This window comes from Gemella haemolysans, from assembly GCF_001553035.1.
In the GTDB taxonomy this organism is placed as follows: Bacteria; Bacillota; Bacilli; order Staphylococcales; family Gemellaceae; genus Gemella; species Gemella haemolysans_B.
Genome location: NZ_KQ959992.1, coordinates 16,103 through 29,025 on the forward strand (window position 1 = coordinate 16,103; position 12,923 = coordinate 29,025).

General features: G+C 29.2%; 16 protein-coding genes. 13 read left to right on the forward strand and 3 right to left on the reverse strand.

What is annotated here, in order from left to right; all coding sequences use genetic code 11:
- Positions 1–181: 181 nt before the first annotated feature.
- The 7 genes from cmk (at position 182) to codY (ending at position 6,728) form a co-directional block, all read left to right on the forward strand.
- A complete protein-coding gene (gene cmk / locus HMPREF3186_RS07835) occupies positions 182–856 on the forward strand; it encodes a (d)CMP kinase (RefSeq protein ID WP_060914686.1) in 675 nt (224 codons plus the stop codon).
- Positions 857–875: 19 nt separating this feature from the next.
- Positions 876–1,463, forward strand: coding sequence for a lysophospholipid acyltransferase family protein (locus HMPREF3186_RS07840; RefSeq protein WP_060914687.1), 588 nt, complete (start codon positions 876–878; stop codon positions 1,461–1,463).
- 1 nt (position 1,464) lies between these two features.
- On the forward strand, positions 1,465–1,896 hold the full coding sequence (locus HMPREF3186_RS07845) for an acyl-CoA thioesterase family protein (protein ID WP_060914688.1): 432 nt from the start codon (positions 1,465–1,467) through the stop codon (positions 1,894–1,896).
- 252 nt (positions 1,897–2,148) lie between these two features.
- On the forward strand, positions 2,149–3,300 hold the full coding sequence (locus tag HMPREF3186_RS07850; protein WP_060914735.1) for a cysteine desulfurase family protein: 1,152 nt from the start codon (positions 2,149–2,151) through the stop codon (positions 3,298–3,300).
- On the forward strand, positions 3,290–4,540 hold the full coding sequence (gene thiI / locus HMPREF3186_RS07855; RefSeq protein WP_060914689.1) for a tRNA uracil 4-sulfurtransferase ThiI: 1,251 nt from the start codon (positions 3,290–3,292) through the stop codon (positions 4,538–4,540). The genes HMPREF3186_RS07850 and thiI overlap by 11 nt, the downstream gene beginning before the upstream one ends.
- Before the next feature lie 20 nt (positions 4,541–4,560).
- Complete coding sequence (gene trmFO, locus HMPREF3186_RS07860) at positions 4,561–5,865, forward strand: FADH(2)-oxidizing methylenetetrahydrofolate--tRNA-(uracil(54)-C(5))-methyltransferase TrmFO (protein ID WP_060914690.1); 1,305 nt, start codon at positions 4,561–4,563, stop codon at positions 5,863–5,865.
- 80 nt (positions 5,866–5,945) lie between these two features.
- Positions 5,946–6,728 (forward strand): GTP-sensing pleiotropic transcriptional regulator CodY, encoded by a 783-nt coding sequence (codY, locus tag HMPREF3186_RS07865; RefSeq protein ID WP_060914691.1) that lies wholly within the window; start codon positions 5,946–5,948, stop codon positions 6,726–6,728.
- A 72-nt stretch (positions 6,729–6,800) separates the two neighbouring features.
- Here the strand turns inward: codY and HMPREF3186_RS07870 are convergent, their stop codons facing one another.
- From HMPREF3186_RS07870 to HMPREF3186_RS07880, 3 genes are all read right to left on the reverse strand, one after another.
- The gene (locus HMPREF3186_RS07870) at positions 6,801–7,181 is read right to left on the reverse strand and encodes a thioesterase family protein (protein WP_060914736.1); all 381 of its coding nucleotides are present in this window, start codon (positions 7,179–7,181) and stop codon (positions 6,801–6,803) included.
- A 16-nt stretch (positions 7,182–7,197) separates the two neighbouring features.
- Entirely contained in the window at positions 7,198–7,671 is a 474-nt protein-coding gene (locus tag HMPREF3186_RS07875; protein ID WP_060914692.1) for an NUDIX hydrolase, read from the reverse strand.
- Between the two features lie 93 nt (positions 7,672–7,764).
- On the reverse strand, positions 7,765–7,956 hold the full coding sequence (locus HMPREF3186_RS07880; RefSeq protein ID WP_060914693.1) for a DUF2929 family protein: 192 nt from the start codon (positions 7,954–7,956) through the stop codon (positions 7,765–7,767).
- A gap of 254 nt (positions 7,957–8,210) precedes the next feature.
- On the opposite strand from HMPREF3186_RS07880, the gene HMPREF3186_RS07885 reads away from it, so the two are divergent.
- From HMPREF3186_RS07885 to HMPREF3186_RS07910, 6 genes are all read left to right on the forward strand, one after another.
- Positions 8,211–9,095 carry an NUDIX hydrolase gene (locus HMPREF3186_RS07885; RefSeq protein ID WP_060914694.1) on the forward strand — a complete coding sequence of 295 codons (885 nt, stop codon included), beginning with the start codon at positions 8,211–8,213 and terminating at the stop codon, positions 9,093–9,095.
- Positions 9,096–9,122: 27 nt separating this feature from the next.
- Complete coding sequence (locus HMPREF3186_RS07890; RefSeq protein ID WP_060914695.1) at positions 9,123–9,827, forward strand: YoaK family protein; 705 nt, start codon at positions 9,123–9,125, stop codon at positions 9,825–9,827.
- A 175-nt stretch (positions 9,828–10,002) separates the two neighbouring features.
- On the forward strand, positions 10,003–10,902 hold the full coding sequence (locus HMPREF3186_RS07895; protein ID WP_060914696.1) for a tyrosine-type recombinase/integrase: 900 nt from the start codon (positions 10,003–10,005) through the stop codon (positions 10,900–10,902).
- Between the two features lie 12 nt (positions 10,903–10,914).
- The gene (locus tag HMPREF3186_RS07900) at positions 10,915–11,616 is read left to right on the forward strand and encodes a segregation and condensation protein A (protein ID WP_060914697.1); all 702 of its coding nucleotides are present in this window, start codon (positions 10,915–10,917) and stop codon (positions 11,614–11,616) included.
- Between the two features lies 1 nt (position 11,617).
- Positions 11,618–12,166, forward strand: coding sequence for an SMC-Scp complex subunit ScpB (gene scpB, locus HMPREF3186_RS07905; RefSeq protein ID WP_060914698.1), 549 nt, complete (start codon positions 11,618–11,620; stop codon positions 12,164–12,166).
- 9 nt (positions 12,167–12,175) lie between these two features.
- The gene (locus HMPREF3186_RS07910) at positions 12,176–12,907 is read left to right on the forward strand and encodes a pseudouridine synthase (protein WP_060914699.1); all 732 of its coding nucleotides are present in this window, start codon (positions 12,176–12,178) and stop codon (positions 12,905–12,907) included.
- The last annotated feature ends 16 nt before the right edge of the window (positions 12,908–12,923 follow it).

Consider the following 12,923-nt stretch of genomic DNA (forward strand, 5'->3'; position numbering starts at 1 on the left):
CTCCGAAATCACGATTTTTGAGTCACTCCCAATATAAAATTATTTGTAGTGTAATATATTTTTTAATTAAATTAGTTGATTAATTAATAGCTTATAAATTAACTTTTTTCACTTTAATCTAGTGTTTAAAACAAGTCTATGCTATAATATATATTGAAAAAATTTGTCTGAGAGGTAAATGATGAAATATGTATCAGTGGCTGTAGATGGGCCAGCAGGATCAGGAAAAAGCACAATAACAAAAATGGTAGCAAAATCATTAGGATTCAACTATGTTGATACTGGTGCAATGTATAGAGCTTTAACGTATAATTTCTTGTCTAATGGATTAGATGAATTAGAAGAAGAAAAAATTAAGGGATTATTAGGTAAAATTGAATTCAAAGTTGAGTATGTTGACGGAGTTCAATATGTTTATGTTAACGATGAGGAAGTGAGTGATAAAATTCGCACAGCAGAAGTATCTAAATTTACTTCGTTATTCGCTAAATCTCCAGCGGTGAGAGACTTCTTAATCGATACTCAAAGAAATCTAGCGAATACTAATAATATTATTATGGACGGTAGAGATATTGCATCTGTAGTGCTTCCCAATGCGGATGTTAAGATTTTCTTAACTGCATCTGTAGAAGAAAGAGCTAGACGAAGAATGTTGGATTTTGAACGTCAAGGTATTGCAAATGTAGACTTCGAAAAAGTAAAAGAAGATATTAAAGCGCGAGATTGGCAAGATGAGAATAGAGATATTGCACCGCTAGTTAAAGTAGATTCGGCTACATTATTAGATACAACACGCCTAACTATCGATGAAGTTGTTGAAAAGATGACTGAACTAGCTAAAAGCGTAGAAAAATAGAAATTAGTAGGAGAGTACTATGTATAATTTTATTAGAAAGTTATTAGCACTGTATTATAAAACTTTTTACAAGGTTACTATTGTTAATAAAGAAAAAATCGAAAATGCTAAAGGTGTTGTAATTTCTGGAAATCACTTGAGCAATCATGATCCGTTATTATTCCCAGCGTTTTTTGATAAAAAAATACGCTTCATAGCAAAAGAAGAATTGTTTAAAATTGTTTTTGTGAAACAGGCTTTAGAAGCTACAGGGGCAATACCAATTAAACGTGGTACGTTTGATAGAACCGCTATTAATAACAGTATTAAATTACTTAGGGAAGGTGAAGTAGTTGGAATCTTTCCTGAAGGAACACGTTCACATTCAAAAGAGTTAAATTTAGGTGAGTCTCATAACGGAGCATCATTTATTGCGACACGAGCAAAAACTAAAATTATCCCATTTGCAATTATCCCTAGTAAAAATTTCAGAATTTTTTCTAGTATTAAGATTGTAGTTGGGGATGAAATTGATGCAGCTTCATTAAAAGAAGAAGGCAAGAGTCATGATGAGATAACTACGATTTTAATGGAAAAGATTTCTGAGTTAATTGCGAAGGAGAAATAAAGTGTACGAAAAAACAATAAAATTTAAATTAGAAAAAAAATTCTTCAATCAAGCAGGCTTCTTAGATAATAAATATGTGTATGATTGGATGAATTTGGCTAAAAAATATTATTTAAATGGTCTAGGAATTGATATTGATTCGTTAATAAACTATGATTTATATTATGGTGATATCGATGTTAAATATTCAATTAGATCAAATATCAGATATAATAGTCAAGATATATTCATTAAAACATGGATAGAAAAACACAGTGGTATTAAAACTATATTTTCATATGAATTCTATGTGGATGGAGAAGTTGTAATTCTTGCAACAAGTTCTCACAATATTCTTGGTACTGATAGTGATAGAGCTATTAGAATTGACCGTAACTTACCGAAATGGGATCAAATCCTTAAAGATGTTGTAGGTAATGAATATACAGAGTAAGATTTTAGAATAATAAGAACAACTAGTAACTATATAATTTATGGTTATTAGTTGTTTATTTTTGATTAGTGTCTAAATTATTACTGTAAAAAATATTAATTTTTAAAAAATATCAATGATATAACTAGTTTTATTTACAATAGCCACTTTAATTGATAAAATATCTATTTTGTTATATACTTTAAGGTGGTTTAAAATGTAATAATTTTAAAATTAGAAATATTGAATAATAAAAAAAGAAAGGTAGATAGTATGATATATTTAGATAATTGTGCTACAACTAAACCGTATAAAGAAGTGCTTGATACATTTGTTGAAGTTAACAATTCTTATTTTGGTAACGCTGCTAGTATCAATAAATTTGGGAAAACAACTAATAAACTTCTTTCAGCTGCCAGAGGACAAGTAGCATCTATCTTACAAGTGGCGGAGGATAGTATTTTTTTCACATCTTGTGCTACTGAAAGTAATAACATAGCTTTACTTGGGAGTGTAGAACACAAAAAAGATTTTGGTAATAGAATTATTGTCTCAAAAATCGAACACCCTTCAGTTTTAGAATCTTTTAGAGAATTAGAGAGAAGAGGGTTTATATTAGACTATTTAAATGTTGATGAAGATGGAGTAGTCGATTTAAACCATTTAAAATCTTTACTGACAAAAGAGACAATTTTACTAAGTGTAATGCAGGTTAATAATGTTTTTGGGACGATTCAACCAATAGAAGAAATTTCAGAGATTTTAAAAGACTATCCTAAGGTTCATTTCCATGTTGATGGGGTACAAGGGGTATTAAAAGATAAAATAGATTTATCGAAAGTTGATAGTTATGCAATTTCTGCGCATAAGTTTCATGGTATAAAAGGTGTTGGTGTTCTATATTTAAAATCTAGAAGAACAGTTCACAATATTACTTTTGGTGGTGGTCAAGAAGATGGCTTACGTAGTGGAACAGTTAATGTTGCCGCCGCAGCTAGTCTTGCGAAAGCTCTAAGATTATCACAAGAAAAAGTGGAAGATGTAAAAATAAAACATAAAGAATTTAAGACTATGATTGTTGATGGATTTTCAGAATACAATCATATAGTACTTAACTCTCCGTTAAGTGAAAAGTATATTGATTCAATAATAAATATCAGTTTACCTAAGATCAAAGGAGAGGCGATTGTCAATGCTCTTAATGAGAGAGGGATAATGGTTTCAACTACTAGTGCATGTTCTTCTAAAACTTTCCATCTAAATGAGGCTCTTTTTGCAAGAGGGCTGTCGAGAGAAAATATAGAAGGAAGCATTCGTGTAAGTTTTTCGAATGAGACTACTAAAGAAGAAGTTGAAACATTTATTGAAGTATTCATCGATGAATATAATAAAAAATTTAAAGAGGTAATTGAAAGTGGAATTTAGTCATATTATAGTAAGATATGGAGAACTTACATTGAAATCTGGAAACAGAAATGAGTTCTTAAAAAAATTAACAAAAAACATTCGTTACAACCTTCATGGGTTAACAGGTTTCCATGTCCAAACAAAAAGAGATAGAATGTATATTCATCTAGATCATAACGAAGATGTTCAAGAAATTATGGAGAGATTAAAAAAAGTTCCAGGTATTCACAACTTTTCTCCAGTATTAAGAGCTGGATTAGATGTTGAAGAAGCTAAAAAAGTTATTGATAGACTTCTAGAAACTAAGTTAGATAAAGAATATAAATTTAAAATTCAAACTAAACGACCAAATAAAAACTTCCCACATAATACAAATGAATTAAATAATGTATTTGGAAGCCATGTTTTAATTAATTATAAGAATTTAAAAGTAAATGTTAAGCAACCTGATTTTATAATTAATGTTGAAGTAAGAAGTGAAGGTATTTTTATCTTTACCGACTTTATTAAAGGGGTAGGAGGATTCCCAGTAAATACATCTTCTAAAGCATTGTTATTATTATCAGGAGGTATTGATTCTCCGGTTGCTGCTCATACTTTACAAGTGAAAGGTGTGGAAGTTGAAATGATTCACTTCCAATCACCGCCATTTACTTCAGCTGAAGCTTTACAAAAGATATTTGATTTAACAATTAAATTAAGTCAAGTTGTTGGTAGAATTAAACTTCATGTTGTTAACTTTACAAAACTACAAACAGAAATTGTAAAACGTGTACCTTCAAACTACACAATGACTTCAACTAGAAGATTTATGTTACGTATAGCTGAGGAAGTAGCGAAAAAAGAAGGATGTTTAGCTATTGCAACAGGTGAATCTCTTGGTCAAGTAGCGTCGCAAACACTTGAGTCAATGAATTGTATTAATGAGGTAACTAATTTGCCAGTTTTACGTCCATTATTAACTATGGATAAAGTTGATATAATTAAAATTGCGCAAGAGATTGATACTTTAGAGATTTCTAATTTGCCGTTTGAAGATTGTTGTACAATATTCACACCTAAAGCTCCAAAGACTAAGCCTAGATTAGAGAAAATTAAAGGATATGAAGCGCGTGATGATTACTCAGATCTTATCGCTGAAACACTTGATAGTGTAGAAACATATTTATTTGATAAGAATGGTAGAGTAGTTACTCAAGATATGAGAGAACAAGAAGTTAAAAAAGAAGAAAAAGATGATTTTTCTGGATTACTATAAAATAGAAAGAGAGACAATTAATGGAAAAAAAAGTAATAGTAATAGGTGCAGGTTTAGCAGGAAGTGAAGCTGCTTGGCAACTAGCAAAACGTGGAGTAAAAGTAGATCTTTACGAAATGAGACCTAAAAAAATGACACCTGCGCACAAGACTCAAAATTTTGGTGAATTAGTATGTTCTAACTCATTAAGAGCGAACAACGTAACAAATGCAGTTGGTCTTTTAAAAGAAGAGATGAGAATGTTAGATTCAATTATTATTAAATGTGCTGATGCCACACAAGTACCAGCTGGTGGAGCATTAGCTGTAGATAGAGATAAATTCTCAGAGATGATTACTGAAACAATTAAAAATCATCCGAATATTAATGTAATCGGAGAGGAGCTTCCAACAATACCTAAAGGTGATATTCCTGTAATTGTTGCGACAGGTCCACTTACATCTGATGCATTAAGTCAAGACATTAGAAATTATACAAAACAAGATGGATTGTATTTCTATGATGCAGCAGCGCCTATTATTGAAAAAGATTCAATCGACATGAATAAGGTTTATCTGAAATCAAGATATGATAAAGGTGAAGCAGCATATCTAAACTGCCCGATGACAAAAGAAGAATTCTTTAATTTTTATAATGAATTAATAAATGCGGAAGCAGCACCATTAAAAGAATTTGAAAAAGAAATTTATTTTGAAGGATGTATGCCTTTTGAAGAAATGGCGAAACGTGGAGAGAAAACTTTATTATTTGGACCTATGAAACCAGTAGGTTTAGAAGATCCAAAAACTGATAAACGTCCATATGCTGTTGTACAATTACGTCAAGATAATAGTGAAGGTACTTTATATAATATCGTAGGTTTCCAAACACACCTTAAATGGGGAGAACAAAAGAGAATTATTAACATGATTCCAGGATTAGAGAATGCTAATATTGTACGTTATGGTGTTATGCACAGAAATACTTACTTAAACTCTCCTCAACTATTGGAAAAAACATATAGACTTAAAGAGGAGAAAAATATTTACTTTGCTGGTCAAATGACTGGTGTTGAAGGTTATGTTGAAAGTGCAGCTTCAGGAATTGTTGCAGCATTAAATGCTTTATACAATACTGAGGATAAAGAAATAGTATTCCCGACTGAAACTATGGTAGGTGCTATGGCAAACTATATTGTAGATAATACTAGTAAGAATTTCCAGCCTATGAATGCGAATTTTGGAATTATTAAACCACTTCCAGAAAGAATTAAAGATAAAAAGGAAAAATATGAAAGATATGCTAAAAGATCTTTAGAATTGTTAGAAAATTTCAAAATTGATTAAATTAATTTTTTAAAAAGTCTTACAATTTATAAAAATTAATGGTATAATAAGCAAGGAAGTATTTTGTAAGGAGAAAATTAATGGCAAGTTTATTACAAAAAACAAGAAAAATTAGTACAATTTTACAAGAAGGACGCCATGAAAATGTTGACTTTGAGGCTATGGCAATGCGTTTAAGCCCAATCTTAGATTCAGTCGTGTATATTCTTGATACTGAAGGTAATATACTTGGATATGATTCGATTATTGATTATTCTAATGAGCGAATGGAAAAAATTATTCAAGATAGAAAGGTGCCAAAAGCATACTTAGACGCAACATTAAAAGTGTATGCGACTAAAGTAAATATCCCATTCCAAGATCCATTATCTATCTTCCCTGAGGAAGAACAAGAACGTTTTGAAACTAACAGTTATACGGTTATCTTGCCTATTCGTGGTGGGGGAGATCGTTTAGGAACATTAGTTATTGGTAGAATGGACAATGATTTTAAGGATGAGGATTTAGTTTTAGCTGAATATGCATCAACAGTAGTAGGAATTGAAATTTTACACGAAAAACAAGATAAAGAGAAAAACTTAGCACGTGATAAAGATATGGTTAATATGGCATTGAATTCATTATCATTTTCTGAAAAAGAAGCTATTGAACATATCTTTAGAGAATTAGATGGAACTGAAGGATTACTTATTGCAAGTAAAATCGCGGATAGAGTAGGGATTACTAGATCTGTAATTGTTAATGCATTAAGAAAATTAGAAAGTGCTGGAATTATTGAATCTAAGTCTTTAGGTATGAAAGGAACTTATATTAAAGTTCTGAAAGAGTATTTCTTAGAATTAATGTTTTCTAATGAATTTTAATAAGTGAAATTGTAAAAAAAGAAAGATCGTTTGTATACGGTCTTTCTTTTTTTTTTCTATTTATGATATTTTTTATGAAAGTTTGCTTAAGAATTTTTCGTTGTTGATGATAACTCGTGTGTGTGTAGCATCTCCGATTTTTTTATCTTGCTCGTATGCTTCTAAAGAAAAGATGATTATTTTTTCTTTGATAATTTCGGTTATCTTACCTTGGACTGTAATTTCTTTGCCTACTAGAGTAGGGGCTATGTGATTAATATTTATGTTGCTTCCAACTGAACCTAATTCTTCAGGTAAAAATGTGTTTAAGTATTCTTTTGCAGCGTTTTCCATAAATGCAACAAGACTTGGTGTGGCAAATACTTCTAGGTCACCACTCCCCATAAATTTCGCAGTGTTATTATCTTGTACTAAATAATTTTGTTTGAATTCTTTATTAATTTCTATATTCATAATATTATCCCTCTGTTTATTCATAAAATGTTACTTCGTAGTCTACAAATTCATTGTTTTTGTAGTTGAATTTAGCTGAGAAGAATGGTTTATCTTTTACTAACCAATCGAGAAAGATATAATCACCTTCCCAAGTTTTTATATCTTGTATTTCTGATTTTTTCACCCATATCAGATCGCCCTCATTGCAATCTTCAGTTAAAGTACCTTTGTAGTCTGTTGCGGTATATACGTAAGTATACCAATCTTTTTCACCATCAAAATTAGGGAATGTGATGATTCCTCTTAATTTAGGTTTTATAATATCAAGGTTTGTTTCTTCTTTAACCTCTCTAATAACACAGTCTTCAGGACTTTCACCTGGTTCGAATTTTCCACCGACACTAATCGTTAAACCTTCATGAATATCGTTTTCTTTTTTATTTCTTTTTAACATTAAATAGTTTTCACCATCATCAACATAACACATAGTTGCTAGTACGTTGTTCATATAAAAATCTCCTGTATTTAAATAAAAAGTAGGAAGGAGGAAAAACTCCTCGATACCTACTTTATAAATTTTCTATATACTAATTGTTAAAATTTACTTTTCTTCGCGTTTTTTATCGATACCCACTACGTCAAATAAAGCAGCAAAAATTGTAAATAATACAGCTAAAATTGCGCAGTCACGAATTGTATTGATTTCACCATTGCTTCCTAAAATAGATGATACGATAAATACTATAACAGCTGAAAATATAAATGACCAAAATAGTGAAATAATATATCTCATTGTTACCACTCCTTAAATTTTATCTACATTAATTATTATACAACTATTCTTACAATCTAGCAAGATTTTTATTGATAAATTGTTTAATAAATACATTGCTTTTAAATATAATTAAATAGGTGTAGAATTAATTTAGTAAAAAATCATTATGAAATTAATGTGCAAATAGTGAAAGTCTCGCTGGTTTATTTTCGAAAAATCTAGATTAAAATTAAAAATGTGTTATAATATAAACAATAGTAAGGAGAATGCCTATGTACAAAAAAATATACATTGATAAAAATATGGAGCAATTAATAACAGAAGATTTTAAAAAAATATTGATTGATAGCAGTATTCCATTTGATTTTATAGATGAGTTAAATATTGTTGATAGGAATACGTTATATTTAACTAATGACAAGAAAAGACTTAGCCAAAATTTAATAAATGTGTTTTTATTAACAAATGACTATGATTTTTTAGATGTGAAAAATACAATTTTTATTAAAAATATAGAGGATGTTATAAATGTTATAAAAGATGATGTTTGGAAACAATGGGCACAAGAACTACAGTTTTTAGCACAATGTAGCCTAGCATATAGTAAGGATAAATTTGATAGAGAGCGCTCTGAGAGAATTAGAGAGATTGCTTGTGAGATGCTATCTTTTAAATATGATTTACCTCTAGAAAAGATTAAGATGGATTTTGCAGGAGAGATTGGTTATCAAACGCCTAAGGTGGAAACAAGGGCAGCAGTTATTAAAGATAATAAAATATTATTGGTAAAAGAACAATTTGATGGGAAATGGGCATTACCAGGTGGTTATCAAGATGTTAATATGAGTATTAGAGAAAATGTAATTAAAGAATCGAGTGAAGAGGCAGGTGCCGTAGTAAATCCGATAAAGGTAGTTGCGGTACTGGATTATAATAGGCATCATCATGTGAACTTTCCATTAGGGATGGTTAAAATATTTGTTTTATGTGAATATATTAATCATAGTTTCAATGAAAATACAGAAACTCTAGGTGCAGAATTTTATTCACTTGATGATTTACCAGAATTATCATTAACTAGAACTACGAAAAAACAATTAGAGATGTGTTTTGAATGTTATAAAGATCCAGAAAATTGGGATACAATTTTTGATTAGATTATGTGAGGAGTTGATTTATAAAGTATGAATTTACGCGAGACTTTAATTAATAAAAATCTCCCTGTTCATGAGCAACTTATTTTCTGCTTATTATTAACTATGGTTGGTGGATTTTTCGATGCATATACCTTTGTTAATTGTAATGGTATATTTGCAAATGCTCAGACAGGGAACTTAATCTTTGTTGGTATAGATTTAATTGAGGGCAATTTTCGAGAGGTTTTACATTACTCAATACCAATTTTATCGTTTGTTGTAGGAGTATTAGTTAGTAAGTGTATCGAAACAAAGTATAAAGAGTTATCTATATTTAAACATATTTACATTTTATTACTTATTCAAATTTTTGTTTTATTTGTGATTCTGTTTAAGTATAAATATTTTGGTTTAGATATAAGACCGATTGTAATTTCTTTTATTTGTGCTATTCAGTTTGATGGTTTTAGAAAAGTAAATAATTTAGTTTTTGCTAGTGTATTTTGTACTGGGAACTTGCGTTCTATGAGCGAGCATTTATATAAGTTTTTTGTATTGAAAAAGAAAGAGAGTAAAATCCCATTATTAATATACTTTACTGTTATTTCGGTGTTTCTAACAGGCGTAATTTTAGGGGCAGCAATGTCAAAATATTACCTAAATAAAGCAATTTTGTTACCTTTAGTTATTATATGTATTAATCTATTTTTTGTTACAATTATTTACCACAAGTTTGGAAGAAAAAGAATATAAAATAATAAAATTTCAAGGCGATTTTAGATATCATTTTTTATCATTCAAAAGCGTCTTGAAATTTTTTATATTTAGCTAAAAATTGTTGTAAATGCATTTACATAAAGTTTTATAGATGTTATAATCAATATAGAAATAAAAATTAGGGTAATTTTAATACTAAGGGGGTAATTTTATGAGCGAGACAGTATTAAAAAATTTCAATGAATATTTACTAAATAGGAAAGAGTTTTCTACAAACACTATTAACTCTTATGATAGGGACTTAAAGAAAATCTTTTTATATTTAGAGGAGAAGGGGTATTCAACACAAGATTATTCTTGGTTAAATGAAGAATTTATTTCTAGATATATTGATTATTTAAGAGAGAAAGAATATTCTTCTGCAACTCTTTCAAGAACTATCTCTACTGTCCATATTTTTGTAGAGTATTTATGGTTTGAAAAAATTATTCCAAATAGAGTAAATATAGAGGTACACATTGATAAAGATGAACATGCTGATTTAGTGATCTTTACAAGACAAGAAATTTCTAAAATCTTAGATATAGAAACAAAGAATCTGATGAACTATCGAGATAAAGCAATATTTGAATTATCTTATTCAATTGGAATAAAACCAACAGAATGTATTAATATAGAACTTGGAGATGTTAATACAAATATAGGATATATAAAATATAAGAAAAAAGATGGATATAGAACAGTTCCTTTAAACAGAGAATGTGTAGAAGCTCTTGAAAACTATATTGTAGAGTTGAAGAAAGAATATCCAGAAATCAAAGATAACAGTAAGTTATTCTTGAATCATGATGGTGAAAGTATTAGTCGTCAAGGGTTCTGGAAAATTTTCAAAAAACGTCAGCAAGATTTAGGTTTGACAAAAGAATTAAATACTATGAATTTTAGAAATTCTCTAGCTATCCACTTACTTGAAGATAAGGTGCCAGCTGAAGAGGTACAAGAATTATTAGGATTGAAAAATATTCATAGTCTAAAATTATATTTCTCTAGTCTTGAGGGGAATAAATCGAAAAGAATGATGATGAATCATCCAAGAAAAACGATTAATTAAAGGAAAAAATAAATGTATAATGTTAACTTAGAGGTTTTTCAAGGTCCACTTGATTTACTTTTGCATTTAATTGAAAAGATGGAGATTGATATTTATAATATTCCAATAGCTCAACTAACAGAAAGTTATTTGGAGTATATTAATAATAGTGATGAATTTTCATTGGAAAATGCAGAAGAATATATTGTAATGGCTGCAACATTACTACATATAAAAAGTAAAAATTTACTTCCTAAGTTTGAAGATGAAACTATAGAAGATGAAGAAGATTTGGTTCAACAACTTTTGGATTATAAAAATTATAAAGAACTTAGTGAAAAACTGGACAATCTTCAAAAAATTCGAGCTCAATTTTTAGATAAAGAAAGCGAAAGTATTGAAGTAGAAGCTAGAGTTGAGGATCTTAGAATACCATCTTCAAAATTACTTAGAGCGATGGAAAATATTCTTAGATCTTTAGAAGATATAGAAGATGAGGTTTCATTAATTAGCTATAGGAGAGAAGTTTCATTTGAACAAGTAAAAGAAGAACTGAAAGATAAGTTTAAAAATAAGGGAAATATATCATTTTTCGAATTGATTAAATCATATTCACAAAAAAATGAGGTTGTTCTAGTATTTATGGGAATATTGGCAATGATAAAAGATCAAGAATTGCTATGTGTTGACAAAGATAGTGGAATCATTCTAGAATATAAATCAAAGGAAAATTAATATGTTATTAGATGAAATAAAGAAAATAATAGAGGCTTTACTTTTTATGAAAGGTGAAGAAGGCCTTAATATAGAGTATTTTTCAACTTTTATGGAGGTTGAGCCACATGAAGCTGAAAATATGTTAAATGTATTTTGTGAAGAGTACAATAAGTTTAATAATTCTTTAATTATTAAAAAATTTGGAACTACATACAAAATGTTAATAAGAGATGAAATGGCTGAAATAATCAAAAAAGCTGTAATATCTAAAAACCTTGTTAAGTTATCTAAGGCTTCTTTGGAAACTTTAGCGATTATCGCGTATAATCAACCGATAACAAAAATTCAAATCGATAAAATAAGGGGTGTAAGTAGTGATTCTATATTACACTCTCTTGTTAGTAAAGAGCTTATAGTTTCGAATAAAACTCTAGATACTATTGGTAAACCGAAGTTATATGAAACAACAGATCTATTTTTAGATGTTTTTGGATTAGAGAGTTTAGAACAATTGCCTAAATCGGAAATTGTTACTAATGAACAGATAAATAAATTTTTACAAAATTAGGAGGACAACATGGCAGAAAGATTGCAAAAATTAATAGCAGCATCTGGGTACACATCAAGAAGAAAGGCTGAGCAACTTATTCTTGATGGAAAAGTAAGTGTAAATGGTGAAGTAGTAAAAGAGCTAGGAGTCAAAGCGGAACCTAGTGATATTATTATTGTAGAAGGTGTGCGTTTATTAAAGGAAAATAAAAGATATTATTTATTCTACAAACCTGAAAAAGTAATTACTTCAATGTCTGATGAAAAAGACAGAACATGTGTAAAAGACTTTTTTGAGAGTGTTAATGAACGTGTAGTGCCAGTAGGTAGATTAGACTATGATACATCTGGGGCACTTATTATGTCAAATGACGGTGAGTTTATTAATTTAATAACACACCCTAAGCATAAGATTAAGAAGACATATGTTGCAAAAATTAATGGGAAATTAGAAGAGCATCACCTAAGAATACTTCGTAACGGTGTTAGAATTGATAATTATAAAACTGCTAAAGCTGAAGTTAATGTTGTCAAGAATAAAAACAAGAGTGGTAATACTTTAGTTAGATTAACAATACATGAAGGGAAAAACCGCCAAGTAAGAAGAATGTTTGAAGCATTAGGTTATGAAGTGATTAAATTAAAACGTGAATCTATTGAAGATTTAACGTTAGAAGGATTAAAAAAAGGTGAATATAGGCCTCTTACTATTCATGAAGTAAAACGACTTATTAATAAGGCTAAGAATGGTGAGAAGTAAATAAGAAATTAGGAAG

Bases quoted from the DNA above. Each gene is read 5' to 3' on its own strand.
- cmk (WP_060914686.1), top strand. From the start codon at position 182: ATGAAATATGTATCAGTGGCTGTAGATGGGCCAGCAGGATCAGGAAAA.
- HMPREF3186_RS07840 (WP_060914687.1), top strand. From the start codon at position 876: ATGTATAATTTTATTAGAAAGTTATTAGCACTGTATTATAAAACTTTT.
- HMPREF3186_RS07850 (WP_060914735.1), top strand. From the start codon at position 2,149: ATGATATATTTAGATAATTGTGCTACAACTAAACCGTATAAAGAAGTG.
- trmFO (WP_060914690.1), top strand. From the start codon at position 4,561: ATGGAAAAAAAAGTAATAGTAATAGGTGCAGGTTTAGCAGGAAGTGAA.
- codY (WP_060914691.1), top strand. From the start codon at position 5,946: ATGGCAAGTTTATTACAAAAAACAAGAAAAATTAGTACAATTTTACAA.
- HMPREF3186_RS07870 (WP_060914736.1), bottom strand. From the start codon at position 7,181: ATGAATATAGAAATTAATAAAGAATTCAAACAAAATTATTTAGTACAA.
- HMPREF3186_RS07875 (WP_060914692.1), bottom strand. From the start codon at position 7,671: ATGAACAACGTACTAGCAACTATGTGTTATGTTGATGATGGTGAAAAC.
- HMPREF3186_RS07880 (WP_060914693.1), bottom strand. From the start codon at position 7,956: ATGAGATATATTATTTCACTATTTTGGTCATTTATATTTTCAGCTGTT.
- HMPREF3186_RS07885 (WP_060914694.1), top strand. From the start codon at position 8,211: ATGTACAAAAAAATATACATTGATAAAAATATGGAGCAATTAATAACA.
- HMPREF3186_RS07890 (WP_060914695.1), top strand. From the start codon at position 9,123: ATGAATTTACGCGAGACTTTAATTAATAAAAATCTCCCTGTTCATGAG.
- HMPREF3186_RS07895 (WP_060914696.1), top strand. From the start codon at position 10,003: ATGAGCGAGACAGTATTAAAAAATTTCAATGAATATTTACTAAATAGG.
- HMPREF3186_RS07900 (WP_060914697.1), top strand. From the start codon at position 10,915: ATGTATAATGTTAACTTAGAGGTTTTTCAAGGTCCACTTGATTTACTT.
- scpB (WP_060914698.1), top strand. From the start codon at position 11,618: ATGTTATTAGATGAAATAAAGAAAATAATAGAGGCTTTACTTTTTATG.
- HMPREF3186_RS07910 (WP_060914699.1), top strand. From the start codon at position 12,176: ATGGCAGAAAGATTGCAAAAATTAATAGCAGCATCTGGGTACACATCA.